Annotated in this window: 16 protein-coding genes; 10 read left to right on the forward strand and 6 right to left on the reverse strand. The window is 65.3% G+C overall.

Annotated features, from left to right (window positions below):
- Nucleotides 1–41: 41 nt before the first annotated feature.
- Nucleotides 42–1148, reverse strand: coding sequence for a hypothetical protein (locus IB277_RS12080; protein WP_063894946.1), 1107 nt, complete (start codon nt 1146–1148; stop codon nt 42–44).
- A 188-nt stretch (nt 1149–1336) separates the two neighbouring features.
- Here IB277_RS12080 and IB277_RS12085 point away from each other — a divergent pair, with 188 nt between their 5' ends.
- The 3 genes from IB277_RS12085 (at nt 1337) to IB277_RS12095 (ending at nt 2610) form a co-directional block, all read left to right on the forward strand.
- Nucleotides 1337–1789, forward strand: a complete 453-nt coding sequence (locus IB277_RS12085; RefSeq protein WP_090298545.1) for a MaoC family dehydratase — start codon at nt 1337–1339, stop codon at nt 1787–1789.
- A complete protein-coding gene (locus IB277_RS12090) occupies nt 1789–2259 on the forward strand; it encodes a MaoC family dehydratase (protein WP_089045006.1) in 471 nt (156 codons plus the stop codon). Before IB277_RS12085 ends, IB277_RS12090 begins: the two co-directional genes overlap by 1 nt.
- A 138-nt stretch (nt 2260–2397) precedes the next feature.
- Nucleotides 2398–2610: a hypothetical protein gene (locus IB277_RS12095; protein ID WP_060518722.1), complete on the forward strand. Its 213-nt coding sequence runs from the start codon at nt 2398–2400 to the stop codon at nt 2608–2610.
- A 46-nt stretch (nt 2611–2656) separates the two neighbouring features.
- Here IB277_RS12095 and IB277_RS12100 read toward each other — a convergent pair whose 3' ends face one another.
- Entirely contained in the window at nt 2657–3202 is a 546-nt protein-coding gene (locus IB277_RS12100) for an adenine phosphoribosyltransferase (protein ID WP_034788812.1), read from the reverse strand.
- Nucleotides 3203–3396: 194 nt separating this feature from the next.
- On the opposite strand from IB277_RS12100, the gene IB277_RS12105 reads away from it, so the two are divergent.
- Nucleotides 3397–3582 carry a DUF1059 domain-containing protein gene (locus IB277_RS12105; protein WP_034788815.1) on the forward strand — a complete coding sequence of 62 codons (186 nt, stop codon included), beginning with the start codon at nt 3397–3399 and terminating at the stop codon, nt 3580–3582.
- A gap of 45 nt (nt 3583–3627) precedes the next feature.
- On the opposite strand, the gene IB277_RS12110 is transcribed toward IB277_RS12105, so the two are convergent.
- The 3 genes from IB277_RS12110 to IB277_RS12120 are packed head-to-tail and all read right to left on the reverse strand — an operon-like array spanning nt 3628 to nt 6136.
- Nucleotides 3628–4887 (reverse strand): CCA tRNA nucleotidyltransferase, encoded by a 1260-nt coding sequence (locus IB277_RS12110; RefSeq protein WP_090298460.1) that lies wholly within the window; start codon nt 4885–4887, stop codon nt 3628–3630.
- Complete coding sequence (locus IB277_RS12115; RefSeq protein WP_060518728.1) at nt 4884–5516, reverse strand: CoA pyrophosphatase; 633 nt, start codon at nt 5514–5516, stop codon at nt 4884–4886. Before IB277_RS12115 ends, IB277_RS12110 begins: the two co-directional genes overlap by 4 nt.
- Nucleotides 5513–6136 carry a DUF1285 domain-containing protein gene (locus IB277_RS12120; RefSeq protein WP_090298457.1) on the reverse strand — a complete coding sequence of 208 codons (624 nt, stop codon included), beginning with the start codon at nt 6134–6136 and terminating at the stop codon, nt 5513–5515. The genes IB277_RS12115 and IB277_RS12120 overlap by 4 nt, the downstream gene beginning before the upstream one ends.
- Before the next feature lie 273 nt (nt 6137–6409).
- Between IB277_RS12120 and IB277_RS12125 the strand changes: the two genes are divergently transcribed.
- The 6 genes from IB277_RS12125 to IB277_RS12150 are packed head-to-tail and all read left to right on the forward strand — an operon-like array spanning nt 6410 to nt 14157.
- The gene (locus IB277_RS12125) at nt 6410–7423 is read left to right on the forward strand and encodes a MoxR family ATPase (protein WP_034789050.1); all 1014 of its coding nucleotides are present in this window, start codon (nt 6410–6412) and stop codon (nt 7421–7423) included.
- A 3-nt stretch (nt 7424–7426) separates the two neighbouring features.
- A complete protein-coding gene (locus tag IB277_RS12130) occupies nt 7427–8347 on the forward strand; it encodes a DUF58 domain-containing protein (RefSeq protein ID WP_034788827.1) in 921 nt (306 codons plus the stop codon).
- Nucleotides 8344–11172: a DUF4159 domain-containing protein gene (locus IB277_RS12135; RefSeq protein WP_110819305.1), complete on the forward strand. Its 2829-nt coding sequence runs from the start codon at nt 8344–8346 to the stop codon at nt 11170–11172. The genes IB277_RS12130 and IB277_RS12135 overlap by 4 nt, the downstream gene beginning before the upstream one ends.
- A 10-nt stretch (nt 11173–11182) precedes the next feature.
- Nucleotides 11183–13252, forward strand: a complete 2070-nt coding sequence (locus IB277_RS12140) for a hypothetical protein (protein WP_110819306.1) — start codon at nt 11183–11185, stop codon at nt 13250–13252.
- On the forward strand, nt 13249–13728 hold the full coding sequence (locus IB277_RS12145; protein WP_181432613.1) for a GNAT family N-acetyltransferase: 480 nt from the start codon (nt 13249–13251) through the stop codon (nt 13726–13728). Before IB277_RS12140 ends, IB277_RS12145 begins: the two co-directional genes overlap by 4 nt.
- A gap of 6 nt (nt 13729–13734) precedes the next feature.
- Nucleotides 13735–14157: an N-acetyltransferase gene (locus tag IB277_RS12150; RefSeq protein ID WP_060606701.1), complete on the forward strand. Its 423-nt coding sequence runs from the start codon at nt 13735–13737 to the stop codon at nt 14155–14157.
- 9 nt (nt 14158–14166) lie between these two features.
- Here the strand turns inward: IB277_RS12150 and IB277_RS12155 are convergent, their stop codons facing one another.
- Nucleotides 14167–14712, reverse strand: a complete 546-nt coding sequence (locus IB277_RS12155) for a GNAT family N-acetyltransferase (protein ID WP_034788838.1) — start codon at nt 14710–14712, stop codon at nt 14167–14169.
- Nucleotides 14713–14788 lie beyond the last annotated feature (76 nt).

A 14788-nucleotide genomic window follows, 5' to 3' on the forward strand; every position in this document is an offset into this window, starting at 1 on the left:
CGCACTCAAGGCGCGGGATCGGAGCACATCAGAACTTGATACTACGGCGCGGCATGCAACCGCGCCGTTATCGTTTCCGGCAAGAGGTCGATGACCATGCGGCGCAGCCGCTGCCAGAAAATGCCGATGAACAAGACCGTTACCCCGACGACCGCCAAGGCTATGAAGACGTAACTGTCGAGCGATGCATTGGTCTTGCTCAGCACGGTCCAGATCGCGCCGCCCAGCGACAACAGCCCCGATGTGACGAAGGCGCGGCGGTCGATGACGAGCCCGACCAGCATGAACACGGCGACGATCACAATGGCGGAAGCGGCCTGATTGAAGCTCGCCTGTCCGTCCCACCACGTTGCACCGCCATTGACCAGGAACACCAGTCCCATCAGCGAGTAAAGCAGAGCCGGCGCGGCTGCGAGATGCAGCCAGAAGGCGATGTCCGAACGGGTGGTGAGCCGCTGCGGGTCCGAAACGTCGTAGCGCATGGCGATCGCGAAGACAGCCAGTGCCCCGACGAGCAGGGTCAATGGAAGCAGCAGGACGTAATCGGGGTTGGCCACGTCGATACCGAGGGCCCTCTCGAATGCGAGCAGGACCGCCACCACGCAGGTGAGCGCGATCGACAGCACCAGACCGGCCAGCGCAAGCGGAACGCGATAGCGCCAGTAGAACAGCGCCAGCGGGATCGGGAAGGTCGCAACGTAGACCAGGGTGAAGGTAAGCGGGTGCCAGGTGTCCTCATGATCGTCCACCAGCCACATCGACGTCATTGCGACCCAATGGACGAGCGCGAGCGTCAGCACCACCGAAGGCAGCGCCAGACGCTGGCGCCGCACGAGAATTTCCGCAAGCACGAGAATGACCGGCAGCGTTGCAAGCGGACCGGTCAGGCCCCACAGGCCGATGAGCACGACCACGATGCCGATGGTGATCAGGATGTCGTGAAAGCCTCTGATAAAGCGCGGCTGTTCGCTGTCTTCCGCCGCCCGCGCATCGAGCGCGGCGTCGGCCCTGTCGACCGCGGCATCCGATGCCGCCGGTCCGAAACGGAAGCCGCGATCAGCCAGATAGACTTCGAGATCGCGCACCTGATGCGCGGATATGATGCCTTTTTCGGCTGCGCCCGCGAGCGCTCTGTTCAGTTCGGTCACGCGCTTTCCTCAGTCAAGACACGAGCGGATGGGACGGATTATCAGCTGGTTGCATGGACAAGAGCCAAGCGCAACCGCGAAACGTCGCGAGCGACCTGCGATGTTGCGCATCTCCGCTCAAATCGATTCCGCTTCCGGAGATTATGCAGTAGGTAATGCGGCAACAAATCAGACGGGACAAGGCAAGCATGCTCTACTTCGAGGATTTTTCCGAAGGCCGGCGGTTCGACTACAAGCCGGTCGAGATGAAGCCACCGGAGATGATCGCGTTTGCCAACGAATTCGATCAGCAGCCGATGCACCTTGACGAGGAAGCGGGAAAACGCAGCATTCTTGGTGGTCTCGCCGCCTCCGGCTGGCACACCAGCGCCATCGGCATGCGCATGATGCTCGACGCCTTCATGGGAAACTCCACGTCCCAGGGCTCGCCCGGCATCGATTTCATGGATTGGAGGAGGCCGGTCATTGCCGGCGACGTGCTCTCGGGCTTCAGCATTGTGCTGGAGGCGCGCCGTTCGAGGTCGAAACCCGATCTCGGCATCGTCAAATTCCGAAACGAAATCAATAACCAGGCCGGTGAACCCGTGGCGGTTTCCGAATGCTCGGTTCTCTTTCGCTGCCGCGACAAGGGCAAAGCCTGATGATGACGATGGAAGAATTCTACGCGGCCAAGAGCCGGACCGTGATCGGCAGCCTGACCTTTACGGCCGAGGACATCATCCGGTTTGCCACCGACTTCGACCCCCAACCCTTCCATCTCGATGCGGAAGCGGCGCGGCATTCGCTGTTTGGCGGCCTTTGTGCCTCGGGCTGGCATACCTGCGCCGGGTGGATGCAGTGCTTCGTCAAGTTCTGGCGAAACGAGCAACGCCGGCTTGCCGCCGAAGGCCTGAAGGCGCCGAACCTCGGCCCCTCGCCCGGATTTCGTGACCTGAAATGGCTGAAGCCCGTCTATGCCGACGACACGGTCACCTACTTCGTCACGTTTCTTGAAAGCCGGTCGCTTGCTTCAAAGCCCGGCTGGCGGGTCAACACGATCCTGTGCGAAGGCGAAAACCAGCACGGCGAAGCGGTGATCCGTTTCGAGAGCAAGGTCATCGAGTTCGTCTGACCGGACGAAACCGGCCAAACACCATCATTTCTTAAAATCGCCTTTCGCCGGGTGTACACTCTCGGGATAAAGGTTGCGCGCCCTTGGCCGCGCTCAAGCGGCTTGCGGGCAGCGACCATTGCTAGCGGAGGAGCGGCTATGGAAAAAACCCACGCCCGCGAACTGGCGGACGAATATCTGCGTCTTGGCGGTCACCGTCGCGTCGTCATCGATGATAACGAAACATCGGTGAGAAGCTGGGAAGACGAGCCGCCGGAAGCCGAAAAATTCTGGCTCACCGAAGTGGAGACATTGTCGCCGGCAGCCCAGCGCGAAGTGCAATTGATGCTGCGGACGATCAACCGCATGTAGGCCAAAGGAAGGGCGCGGTTCTCCGCACCCATCCCGCAACGACCGATCAGTGGCCCTCGAACTCGATCAGCGTGCGGACATTGACGCCGAGCGCTTCGAGTTTCTTGCGCCCGCCGAGTTCAGGCAGGTCGATGACGAAACAGGCGGCGACGATCTCGGCGCCCATCTGCTTCAAGAGCTTGGTGGCCGCTTCCGCCGTGCCGCCGGTCGCGATCAGGTCGTCGACCAGGATCACCTTTTCGCCCGGCTGGATCGCATCCTTGTGCATCTCCATCTCGTCGACGCCATACTCCAGGCTGTAGGCGATACGTACGGTGTCGTGCGGCAGCTTGCCCTTCTTGCGGATCGGCACAAATCCCGACGAGAGCTGATGCGCGATCGCACCACCGAGGATGAAGCCACGCGCCTCGATGCCGGCGATCTTGTCGATCTTGGTGCCGGCATAGGGATGCACCAGTTCGTCGATCGCGCGGCGGAAGGCGCGCGGATTGCCGAGCAACGTGGTGATATCGCGAAACATCACGCCCGGCTTCGGATAGTCAGGAATGTTCCGGATGGCGGCAATCAGTTCCGATTGAACGGTGGAGGTCATGGGCAAAAGGGCCTTTGCGTCTCTTGTTACCGCAAACCCATAACACCATCGGCCCGCTTGTCTATAACGGTTTCTTGTCGCGCGTTCGGCGGGAACAATTGGCCGTGCCGGGGGTTGATGCTACTCTGACCGTGCGGTCGCCCGACCGGCGCGCCGCGCTCTCGCATCAAACTTACACAGGGAAGGAAGCAACCATGCGCCTGTTTGAATGCGGTTCCCTCGTCCCGGGTTGCGAATGGCACACCCGCGCCGACAACGATGCCGAAATCGTGCGCCGCGTCGTCGACCACATGCGTGAAACGCATGGCGAGACCGTCATCCGCGAAAACATGATCGACAACATCAAGGCCCGGATCACCGACGAGTCCAAGGCGGCCTAGCCGTCCGGCCAAGGCGGCTTAAGCCGTCCGGCCAAGGCGGCCTGATCAGGACGGCTGCACCATGGCTTCGAGCCGGGCGACGAGGTTTGCCCGGTCGAGATTGAAGTTGCGCTCGATCCAGAGATTTTCGAGTTCGCCGAGGATTTCCCCCACACGCGGGCCGGCCGGCACGCCGGCTTTCAGGACGTCACCGCCATTCAGCGGGAAGCTTGGCCGCTTGAAGGCCTCGACCCGTGCCAGGAGCCGCCGCAGCGAAGCGGTCTCGGACAAAAACGCCGGGTCGCCTTCCGACTTGCGCCGCGCTGTTGAGAGCGCCAGTCGCAGTCTTACAACGATCCCTTCCACGCCATTACGATAGAGCAACCGATCGAATGCCGTGTCGACGATCGTCGCCGGGACCGCAGGCGCCTTCGCCCAGCGGCTGAAATAGGCAGCCTCCGCCTTCGAGACACGCAGACGCTCTGCCATCGCCTCCAGACGCTCCTCATCCGGCGGCACGATCGCGGAAAGGCGCAGAAGCGGGTCCGGCTTCCAGCCGAAGGCCCGCTCGGCGGCAACGAGTTCCGGGATTGCGTCGATGCCCCATTTCTCGGTTTCCGGCAGGATTTCGGTGAGCACGCCGGCCTGGCGCATCCAAAGCAGCGCGCGGCCGGGATCATCGGCCGAAAGCAGCTTCTTCGTTTCCGCCCAGACCCGCTCGGCCGAAAGCGTTGCAAGCTTCGAGCGCGCACGGGCACAGGCACGCAAGCCGTCGGCATCCGGCCGGCCGCGGCCGTAATGGGCGAAGAAGCGGAAGAAGCGCAGGATGCGCAGATAGTCCTCGGCGACACGCTCGCTGGCATCGCCGATGAAGCGCAGCGTCCGCGTTTCGATGTCGGCGAGCCCCCCGACATCGTCGAAGACCTCGCCGCGGTCGTTGGCGTAGAGTGCGTTGATGGTGAAGTCCCGCCGCTCGGCATCGGCCTTCCAGTCGGTGCCGAAGGCCACTTCCGCACGGCGGCCATCGGTCGCAACGTCACGGCGAAGCGTCGTGACCTCATAGGGCGTGCCGTCGATGACGAGCGTCACCGTGCCATGGTCGATGCCGGTCGGCACCACCTTGATGCCGGCCGCCTTCGCCCGCTCGGCGACCTCGTCGGGGCGCCAGGTGGTCGCCATGTCGATATCGCCGGCCGGCAAGCCCATCAAGCTGTTGCGCACTGCGCCGCCGACGACCCGGACTTCGCCGCCGTCGACATTGAGCACATCGAAAACGCGACGCAGAGAAGGCGTCGAGAACCAGCCTTCGCCAGCAACCGAGGTCATGCATAAAGCCTTTCATAGAGCATGCGCAGAATTCCGGCGGTGATACCCCAGATGTTGCGGTCGCCATAGGGCATCCGGTAGAAATGCCGTTCCTCGCCCTGCCAGTGCCCGCTGCCGCGATCGTGATTGCCGGGGTTCATCAGGAACGACAGCGGCACCTCGAAGACGCTTTCGACCTCTTCCGGGTTGGGAACCAGTTCGAAACCCGGCTTGACCACCGCCAGCACCGGGGTGATGCGGAAACCGGACATGGCCATGTAATGCGGAAGCCGGCCGATGGTTTCGACGAAGCGCGGATCGAGCCCGATCTCTTCCTGCGCCTCGCGCAACGCCGCCACTTCGACCGACCGGTCTTCGGGGTCCACGGCACCGCCCGGAAAGGCGACCTGGCCGGAATGCTTGCGCAGGCTGGTGGTGCGCTGCGTCAGGATAACCGTCGCATCGTCGCCATCATCAACAACGGGCACCAGGACCGCGGCATCCTTGAGCTTCAGCGTCTCCAGATAGGGCACGATGCCCGGATTGAGCAGGAAGTCGCCGTGCTCGCGCCAGGAGGTCTCGATCGGCCCACCCATCTGGGTCAGCGCCCGACGACGAAACTCGTCGGCTGAGAAGGGATGCGCATTCATCGGGAAAGCGCTTCCAGCTCGGCTGCCGGCATGATCGGGAAGACCGCACCGCCCGAGCGCACGCAGAACATCTCGGTGCCGTCGATCGCAACCGTCTCGCCGAGCTCGACGATGTCATACATGACCGGCCGCGACACCAGGGCTTCCAGCCGCCCTCGCACGTGCAGGTAAGGCTTCAGCTCGCGGTTCTCGCCATGGATGACGAAGCGCAGCGGATGCTCCGGCCCGGCTTCGACCACGTCGCCGACATTGGTGCGGAAGGTCAGGACCTGCCCCTCCTTCCCCTCGGTCACGCTCATCTCGACGGCGACAAAAGGCGCATCGACGATGCGGATGCCGACCTTTTCCACAGGCGTGACGAGATAGGTGCGCCCATCCTCGTCCTTGCGCAAAACGGTGGAAAACAGCCGCACCAAGGGCTGCCGGCCAATCGGCGTGCCCAGATAGAACCAGGTTCCGTCGGCGCGGATCTCCATGTCGATGTCACCGCAAAACGGCGGATTCCAGCGGTCCACCGGTGGCAGGCCGCGCGCTTTTTCGCCGGTCTGCCCGGCGGCACGCGCAATCAGGGCCGCCAGTCCGGCCGCATCGCCGGTTTGCTGAATTTCGGCTTCTGCCATTGTTCCGTCCCGTTTGACCTCGATTTTGCATCGAGACCTTTGATATCTCACGAGATAGTGCGTCGGCGCCGACTTGTCAGCCGTCCGGCAGGGTCTAAATTGGATTTTGGCGACTGAAATCCAGGCTACCGCATGATTCCTTGAATCGGGATCGATCTAAGGACAGGCGTCATGCGGCGGCTCAATATTACAGCGAGCCTGGCGCGCTCTATAAGGACGCGCGGCGCTGTAGGGGCGATTCGGTTTAACAACGGGCGACCGGGGAGTATGACCATGAGTGTGATGAAGGGCGCGGCTGACGCGATCGACGAGAAGGCGATTGTCGCTGCGGCCGAAAGTGCGCTGGGTGAAATCGCCCGGGTGCGTGCGGAAGTCGGCAAAGTCATCTTCGGCCAGGAAAGCGTCGTCGAGCAGACCCTGCTCGCGGTGCTCTCCGGCGGTCACGCGCTGCTCGTCGGCGTTCCCGGCCTTGCCAAGACGAAGCTCGTCGCCACGCTCGGCACCGTGCTGGGGCTCGATTCCAGCCGCGTACAGTTCACGCCCGACCTGATGCCGTCGGATATTCTCGGTTCCGAAGTGATGGACCAGGACGGGGCCGGCCATCGCTCGTTCCGCTTCATTCCCGGCCCCATCTTCACGCAGTTGCTGATGGCCGACGAAATCAACCGCGCCTCGCCGCGCACCCAATCGGCACTGTTGCAGGCCATGCAGGAGTACCACATCACGGTTGCCGGCGCCCGCAAGGACCTGCCGGCGCCCTTCCATGTGCTCGCGACCCAGAACCCTCTGGAGCAGGAAGGCACCTATCCCCTGCCCGAGGCGCAGCTCGACCGCTTCCTGATGCAGGTCGACGTCGGCTATCCGGACCTCACGGCCGAGCGGCAGATCCTGCTCGAAACCACAGGTGTCGGCGAAGCGACCGCCCACCCGGTCATCGATGCCGCCCGGCTGCTGCAGATCCAGAGCCTCATCCGCCAGATGCCGGTCGGCGAAAAGGTGGTCGACGCGATCCTTTCGCTGGTGCGCTCCGCCCGTCCGGGCAACGGTAATGCCGCGACCGACAAGAACGTCGCCTGGGGTCCAGGCCCGCGCGCCGGCCAGGCGCTGATGCTCTGCGCCCGTGCCCGCGCGCTCTACGACGGCCGTCTGGCGCCTTCGATCGACGATATCCTGGCGCTGGCCGAACCGGTGCTTCAGCACCGCATGGCGCTGACCTTCGCCGCCCGCGCCGAAGGCATGACCGTGCGCGACGTCGTCGCCGATCTGGTGAAGCAGGCCAGAGGCTGACGCATGGCCACCGTCGGGCACATAGTCTCGCGTACTCCCGCCAGTGAAGTGCTTTCACGAGCGCAGCAGCGCGCCATGCTCGTACCCGATTGCCTGGTCGAGGCGCGACGGATCGCCAACACCGTAATTTCCGGCTGGCATGGCCGGCGCAAGCGCGGCATCGGCGAGAATTTCTGGCAGTTCCGGCCCTATTCGGACGGCGAGAGCATGTCGCGCATCGACTGGCGGCGTTCTGCCCGTGACGACCATACCTACGTGCGCGACCGCGAATGGGAAGCCGCCCACACCATCTGGCTGTGGGCCGATCTTTCGCCGTCGATGATGTACAAGTCGAAGCTCGGCACCGTGTCCAAGGAGAGCCGTGCGCTGGTACTGATGCTGGCGCTCGCCGAAATCCTCGCGCGCTCGGGCGAGCGCATCGGCTGCCCGGGCATCATGGAGCCGGTCTCGGCGCGCAACGCCGCCGAACGGCTGGCGACCGCCATCATGCTGAGCCCACTTGCCGAGGGCCTGCCGGAAACCGGAATGATCCGCAGCGCCAGCGACCTCGTGCTGATCGGCGATTTTCTCGATCCTGCCGAAAAGATCATGGACCGCCTCGGCCCGCTGGCCAGACGCGGCCTGCGCGGCCATGTGGTCGAGATCGCCGACCCGGCCGAAGAAGTGTTTCCCTATTCCGGCCGGACCGAATTCACCGACCCGGAGACCGGCGAGAAGCTGACCGCCGGCCGCGCCGAAGTGCTGCGTGAAGACTATCAGCGCGCCTATATTGGCCGCCGCGACACGCTGGGCGTGACGCTGCGCCATCTCGGCTGGACCTTCACCCCGCACAAGACCGACCGGCCCGCCTCCGAGGCGCTCGTCGCCGTGCACACCTATCTCTCCGGCATGCCGGGACGCGCGACCCACGGAGGCCAGCTATGAGCGGCCTCGCCTTCCTCTTCACCAATCCGGCCATCCTTGCCGCCCTGGTTGCCCTGCCGGTCATCTGGTGGCTGCTGCGCATGACGCCGCCAAGGCCGTCGGCCGAAGTCTTCCCGCCGCTGCGCATCCTCGCGTCGGTGATGAAGCGTGAGGAGACCCCGGCGCAAAGCCCGTGGTGGCTGACGCTGTTGCGCATGCTGATGGCCGCCGCCCTTATCCTTGCGATCGCCGATCCGGTGATCAACCCGCGGCAGAACACGCTTTCGTCAGCCGGTCCGCTTGCCCTCGTCATCGACAATAGCTGGGCGACGGTCTCCGACTGGAACCAGCGGGTCGAAGCCGCCGGTGCGCTGATCGACGACGCGGAAGCCAAGGAGCTTCCCGTTTCGATCGTCTTTACCACCGACCGCCAGCACGACGCGACGCCCGCTTCCGCCGCCGCGGCGCGCGACCGCCTGGCCGCCGCCCAGCCGCAACCGCTGCCGGCCGACCGAGAGCGGGCACTCGCTGCCATGAAGGCCGCGCTTGCCGGCTCTCCGCCCGGCACCCTCGCCTTCCTCAGCGACGGCATCGAAGCGTCGAATGGCGGGACGATGCAGCAGATCGCAGAGCTCGGCGCTACGAATGTCCGCCGGGTCGAGGGCAATGCGGAAAGCGCCATCGCACTGACGGCAGCGACCAACGAAAACGACGGAATGCGGGTTACCGCCTCGCGCCTGCCGCTCGGCGAGCCACGCGCCTATTACGTGCTTGCCCGTGACATTCGCGGCACGGCGATCGCCGAGGGCGAGCTTCGCTTCGCGACGGGCGCCACGACGGCGGATGCCTTGCTGAAGGCGCCCTTCGAGCTGCGCAACGACTTCGCACGTCTGACGATCGAGGGCCAGGCGACGGCCGGCGGCCTGCACTTGCTCGACGACGGCAACCGCCGCCGCCGGGTCGCGCTGCTCAGCGGCGAGGTTCATCAGTCGCAGCCGCTGCTTTCGCCGCTCTACTACATCAAGCGCGCGCTCGAGCCGCATGCCGACCTGATCGAACCCCGCGAAGAGGCGGTCGGGAAGGCAATCGCCGAGCTTCTGGCGCAAAATCCGTCGATCCTCGTCATGGCCGACGTCGGCCGTTTGCCGGACGAAAGCTACCCGCTGGTCACGCGCTGGCTGGAAAATGGCGGCATGCTGGTGCGCTTCGCCGGCCCGAGGCTCGCCGGCGCGCCCGCCGACGACCCGCTCGTACCGGTCGTGCTCCGGCAGGGCGAGCGTACGCTCGACGGCGCGCTTTCCTGGTCGGAACCGCAGCCGCTTGCCGATTATCCGTCCTCGAGCCCCTTTGCCGGACTGGAACGCCCGCGTGACGTCCTGGTAAAGCGCCAGGTGCTGGCGCAACCGACACCCGATCTCACGGAGCGGACCTGGGCCAACCTCGCCGACGGCACACCGCTGGTGACGACCGCCGAGCGCGGCCGCGGCCGCATCGTGCTCTTCCACGTGAGCGCCGATCCGAACTGGTCGAACCTGCCGATCTCCGGCTCGTTCGTCGACATGCTGCGCCGCTCCATCCAGCTGTCGCGCGCCGGCGGCGTTGCCGGCGATCAGCCAAGCAAGGCGCAGACGTTGCCCCCCTATCGCCTGGTGAGCGCCCGCGGCGAACTGACCGGCGACACCGGCAGCGCTCGACCGCTCGAAATCGCACCCGGCATCGCGCCCACCGTTTCCGCCGACACGCCCCCCGGCCTCTACGGCTCGGAGGAAGGTTTCGTCGCCAACAATCTGCTGCCTGACGGCGGCAAGCTCACCCCGATTGCAGGCAATCTCGTCGGAGCGCGGGCCGAAGGACTGGAGGGCGCCCGGCCCTTCTCGATCCGACCCTACCTCTTCGGGCTGGCGCTGGCGCTCTTCGTCCTCGATACGCTGATCGTTCTCTACATGGCCGGCGGTCTTGCCGGGCTGCGCCGGCGCGCAGGCCGCGGCGCCGCGGCCGCGGCACTGGTCGCAACCCTTGGCCTTGCGACGCTCGGCCTTGTAGCCGCTCTCGCCCCGGCGATCGCACATGCGCAGGACAGCCAGCCGAGCGACGAGCAGACGCTGCAGCGGCTGGACACGACCCATCTCGCCTACGTCATCACCGGCGAGCAGGAGGTCGACCGCCTCTCCGAACAGGGCCTCATCGGCCTCAGCAACTATCTGACCTACCGGACGGCGCTCGAACCAGGAGCGCCCGTCGGCGTCGACCTCGAACAGGACGAACTGGCCTTCTATCCGATCATCTACTGGCCGGTTTCGGCCACCGCTCCGATGCCAAGCAGCCGGGTCATGAGCCGGATCGACGCCTATATGCGCAACGGCGGCACCGTGCTCTTCGACACGCGCGACCAGTTTTCCTCGCTGACACCGTCGGACGCCGGCGACAGTCCCAACGTGCAGCGCCTGCAGGCGATGCTGAGCGGGCTCGACATTCCGCCGCTGGAGCCGGTGCCCTCCGACCACGTGCTGACGAAGGCCTTCTATCTGCTTTCGAACTTCCCCGGGCGCTATGCGGAAAGCCAGCTCTGGGTCGAGGCCGCCCCCAATGGCGACGAAGACCGCAGCAATCGCCCCGTGCGCGGCGGCGACGGCGTCACGCCGATCATGATCACAGGCAACGATTTTGCCGGTGCCTGGGCCGTTGACGTCAACGGCGCGCCGCTCTTGCCGACAGTGCCGCCGGACGAGATGCAGCGCGAATATGCCTACCGCGCCGGCGTCAACATCATGATGTATATGCTGACGGGCAACTACAAGGCCGATCAGGTTCACGTGCCGGACCTTCTGCAAAGGCTTGGACAGTGAGGGCCGATCGATGACCTATGGCTTTGCCCCGCTGATCCCGTGGATCTACTTCGTCCCGCTGCTCGCAATCGCGGCGCTGTTCATCGCCTTTGGCCTCTGGCAGAAGGTGCGCGGCGCCTGGCTGCGCCTGGCCGCACTCGCGGCGCTCGGACTGGCGATCGCCAACCCCTCCATTTTCGTGGAGTTGCGCGATCCACTCTCGACCATCGTCGCCGTCGTCGTCGACCGCAGCCAGAGCCAGCAGAACGGCGACCGCACCGCGCAGACCGATCGCGCCGTCGAGGGCCTGAAGGAACGGCTGGCGGCCATACCGCTGATCGAGCCGCGTATCATCGAGGCAAACACCGATCCGGCAGATGTCTCGCCGTCGACCAATCTCTTTGGCGCGCTTGCCTCCTCGCTGTCTGACGTTCCCCCGGCGCGCATCGGCGGCGCCATTTTCGTCACCGATGGCCAGATCCACGATGTGCCCGATGTCGCTCGCGCGCTCGGTTTCGACGCGCCCGTGCACGGGCTGATCACCGGCAAGCCCGATGAATTCGACCGGCGTGTCGAACTGATCAACCCGCCGCGCTTCGGCATCGTCGGCGAGGAACAGAAGCTCTCGTTCCGGGTGGTCGACGACGGGGCGGCACCCGGCGGCAGCGCCGAAGTCACGATCCGCCTCAACGGCAACGAGATCGCCCGCGAGCGGGCCGAGCCCGGCACGGACGTGCCGTTCGCCTTCAACGTTCCGCGCGGCGGCAACAACGTGCTCGAATTCGCCGTCGATGCCGTTCCGGGCGAAGTGACGACGGCCAACAACCGCGCGGTCCACGTGCTCGACGGCATTCGCGAGAACCTGCGCGTGCTCTTGGTCTCCGGCGAGCCGCATGCCGGCGAACGCGCCTGGCGCAACCTCTTGAAATCCGATGCGGCCGTCGATCTCGTACATTTCACCATTCTGCGTCCGCAGGAAAAGCAGGACGGCACACCGATCAACGAGCTATCGCTGATCGCCTTTCCGACGCGCGAACTCTTCGTCGACAAGATCAACGAGTTCGATCTGATCATCCTCGACCGCTACCAGCACCGCGGTCTGTTGCCGATCCTCTACTACGACAACATCGCGCAATATGTGGAGAACGGCGGCGCGCTGCTGATCGCGGCAGGTCCCGAACATGCCGGCGACGATTCGATTGCAGCGACACCGCTTGAGGCAGTGCTGCCGGCCGCGCCGACGGGCGTCATGAACGAAAAGGCCTTCTTCCCGCGCCTGTCGGAGGAAGGAAAGAAGCATCCGGTGACCCGGGGTCTGGAAGGCTCCGACAGCGAGCCGCCGCATTGGGGCCGCTGGTTCCGCACCGTGGACGTCAACCGACCGCAGGGCCATACGGTCATGGAAGCGGCCGACGGCAAACCGCTGCTGGTGCTCAACCGTGTCGGCAAGGGCCGCGTCGCCATGCTGCTCTCCGATCAGGGCTGGCTCTGGGCTCGCGGCTTCGAAGGCGGCGGACCCCACGTGTCACTCTATCGCCGCACCGCCCATTGGCTGATGCAGGAGCCCTCGCTCGAAGAAGAGGCGCTAACGGCACGCGCACGCGGCCGGACACTCGAAATCACCCGCCAGACGATCGATGGCGATCCGGGTCCGGTGACGCTGGTCGCTCCCTCCGGCGGGAAGCAGGACGTCAAGCTGACCGAACGCCAGCCGGGCCTCTACTCGGCCGAAGTCGCCACCACGGAAACCGGGCTGTTCGAGATGTCGAACGGGGAGCTCACGGCTCTTGCCCATGTCGGCGACCCCAACGCTCCGGAATTCAAGGCCGCGATCTCGACCGAGGACAAGCTGCGTCCCTGGGCGGAAAAGACCAAGGGCATCGTGCGGCGCCTCGCAAGTGCCGATGGACCGCTCGACCTGCCTACGGTTCTGCCGGTCAGGGGCTCGATCCGAGCGGCAGACGACCAGCGGCTCTCGATCCGCATGACCGACGAAACCGTGCTGAAGGGCGTCAATTCAGTGCCGCTGTTTACCGGCTTCCTTGGTCTTGCGGCGCTGCTGCTGCTGATTTCCGCCACCTGGTATCGCGAGGGACGATGAGCGACAGCACCATGGTCGTCAGCGACCTTCGCGACGCACCGCATTTCTTCGATGCCGTGGCCGACCGCGTCTGGCGCGCCTGGTGGGAGCCGCACGGCTTCCCGCTGGAACACATTGCCGGCCTGCTTCAGGCGAGCCTTGCCGAAGATGCCGAGCCGCTGTGTCTGGTGGCGCATGCCGGCGACCGTTTCGTCGGCACCGCCTCGGTCATCGCCTCCGATCTTGAGGAGCGACCGGATCTCACGCCGTGGGTCGCTGCCGTCTGGGTCGATCCGCCGTTCCGCGGGGCAGGTATCGGCGGCGACATCGTGCTGAAGGCAGCGCAGGCGGCGCTCGATACCGGCGCCGAAGCCGTGCATCTTTGCGCCCTCTCGGGCAAGCGCGCCTTCTACGAGCGTCTCGGCTGGCAGCTCGACGAGACGGATGTCGGCGAAGACCGCCTGGATGTCTTCAGCATGCGCCGTGTCGAAAGGTAAAGGCCGATGTTCGTCGTCACCGACGCCCCGCCGCCCGAGGCGATCGAAGCAATCGGCAACGGTCTTGCAGCCTTCAACGCCGCCGACGTCGGCCCGTCGGAGCGACGCCCCCTCGCCGTCCTTGTCGGCGGCCCCGAGGCACAGGGAGCCCGCGGCGGCCTGAACGGCTACACCGGCTGGGGCTGGCTATTCGTGCAATGGCTGTGGTTACCGGAAGGTCTTCGCGGACAGGGGCTTGCCGGCAAGTTGCTCCAGGCGGCCGAGGACGAAGCGCGCAATCGCGGCTGCCACAGCGCCTGGATCGACACCTTCAACCCGCAGGCCCTGCGCGCCTACGAGCGTCAGGGCTATGCGGCCTTCGGTGAACTGCCGGATTTCCCTGTTGGCCGAACCCGGGTGTTTCTGAAGAAATCGCTCGTCGCGCGATAAGGTCCGGGATCAGACGGCCAGCGGCAACGCAATCGGCTCCGCCTGCATCAGCCTATCATCCCGCCAGGAGATAACGCCGGCAAGTCCGGCATGCACACCCTCTGCCATCGGCACGACGAGCACCCGCGCCGGGTCGACCGGCCCAGGGAACTCGAGTGCCGCGTAACGCACCTTCTCGAAGCCGAGCGGCTGGTAATAGGGCGGATCGCCGACAAGGATCACCGCGTGTGAGCCCTTGCGCCGCGCCGCCTCGACCGCGATACGCACCAGTTCCCGGCCGATGCCCTGGTTCTTGTGCGACGGCCTGACGGCGAGCGGTCCGAGCAGGTGGCCCTTGATCGAGCCCGCCATGACCGGCGTCATCCGGACCGATGCGATCGTCTCGCCATTGTCGGCGCAGATGAAGGACAGCGACCGGTCATGCGGCCCCTGCTCGCGGATGCGCGCGGCCGCCCGGGCAAACCGGCCGGGGCCGAAAGCTTCTTCGTTGATGATTTCGATGGCTGCGTCATGGGACGCGTCTTCGGTCAGATAGACGAGATCGTGCTTTTTCATGAGATCGAGAAACCAGGCATGCGAACAGACATAGGGATGGCTTCGCCCGATGAGGGCGTTGGCAGCATCAGCGTCG

Origin of the sequence: Ensifer sp. ENS07, from assembly GCF_014852185.1 — a bacterium.
GTDB lineage: Bacteria > Pseudomonadota > Alphaproteobacteria > Rhizobiales > Rhizobiaceae > Ensifer > Ensifer adhaerens.

Excerpts from the sequence above, each read along its gene's own strand:
- IB277_RS12150 (WP_060606701.1), top strand. The coding sequence starts at position 13,735 with ATGTTCGTCGTCACCGACGCCCCGCCGCCCGAGGCGATCGAAGCAATC.
- IB277_RS12105 (WP_034788815.1), top strand. The coding sequence starts at position 3,397 with ATGCGCCTGTTTGAATGCGGTTCCCTCGTCCCGGGTTGCGAATGGCAC.
- IB277_RS12090 (WP_089045006.1), top strand. The coding sequence starts at position 1,789 with ATGATGACGATGGAAGAATTCTACGCGGCCAAGAGCCGGACCGTGATC.
- IB277_RS12135 (WP_110819305.1), top strand. The coding sequence starts at position 8,344 with ATGAGCGGCCTCGCCTTCCTCTTCACCAATCCGGCCATCCTTGCCGCC.
- IB277_RS12120 (WP_090298457.1), bottom strand. The coding sequence starts at position 6,136 with ATGGCAGAAGCCGAAATTCAGCAAACCGGCGATGCGGCCGGACTGGCG.
- IB277_RS12155 (WP_034788838.1), bottom strand. The coding sequence starts at position 14,712 with ATGAAAAAGCACGATCTCGTCTATCTGACCGAAGACGCGTCCCATGAC.
- IB277_RS12125 (WP_034789050.1), top strand. The coding sequence starts at position 6,410 with ATGAGTGTGATGAAGGGCGCGGCTGACGCGATCGACGAGAAGGCGATT.
- IB277_RS12145 (WP_181432613.1), top strand. The coding sequence starts at position 13,249 with ATGAGCGACAGCACCATGGTCGTCAGCGACCTTCGCGACGCACCGCAT.
- IB277_RS12085 (WP_090298545.1), top strand. The coding sequence starts at position 1,337 with ATGCTCTACTTCGAGGATTTTTCCGAAGGCCGGCGGTTCGACTACAAG.
- IB277_RS12095 (WP_060518722.1), top strand. The coding sequence starts at position 2,398 with ATGGAAAAAACCCACGCCCGCGAACTGGCGGACGAATATCTGCGTCTT.
- IB277_RS12100 (WP_034788812.1), bottom strand. The coding sequence starts at position 3,202 with ATGACCTCCACCGTTCAATCGGAACTGATTGCCGCCATCCGGAACATT.
- IB277_RS12115 (WP_060518728.1), bottom strand. The coding sequence starts at position 5,516 with ATGAATGCGCATCCCTTCTCAGCCGACGAGTTTCGTCGTCGGGCGCTG.
- IB277_RS12110 (WP_090298460.1), bottom strand. The coding sequence starts at position 4,887 with ATGACCTCGGTTGCTGGCGAAGGCTGGTTCTCGACGCCTTCTCTGCGT.
- IB277_RS12140 (WP_110819306.1), top strand. The coding sequence starts at position 11,183 with ATGACCTATGGCTTTGCCCCGCTGATCCCGTGGATCTACTTCGTCCCG.
- IB277_RS12130 (WP_034788827.1), top strand. The coding sequence starts at position 7,427 with ATGGCCACCGTCGGGCACATAGTCTCGCGTACTCCCGCCAGTGAAGTG.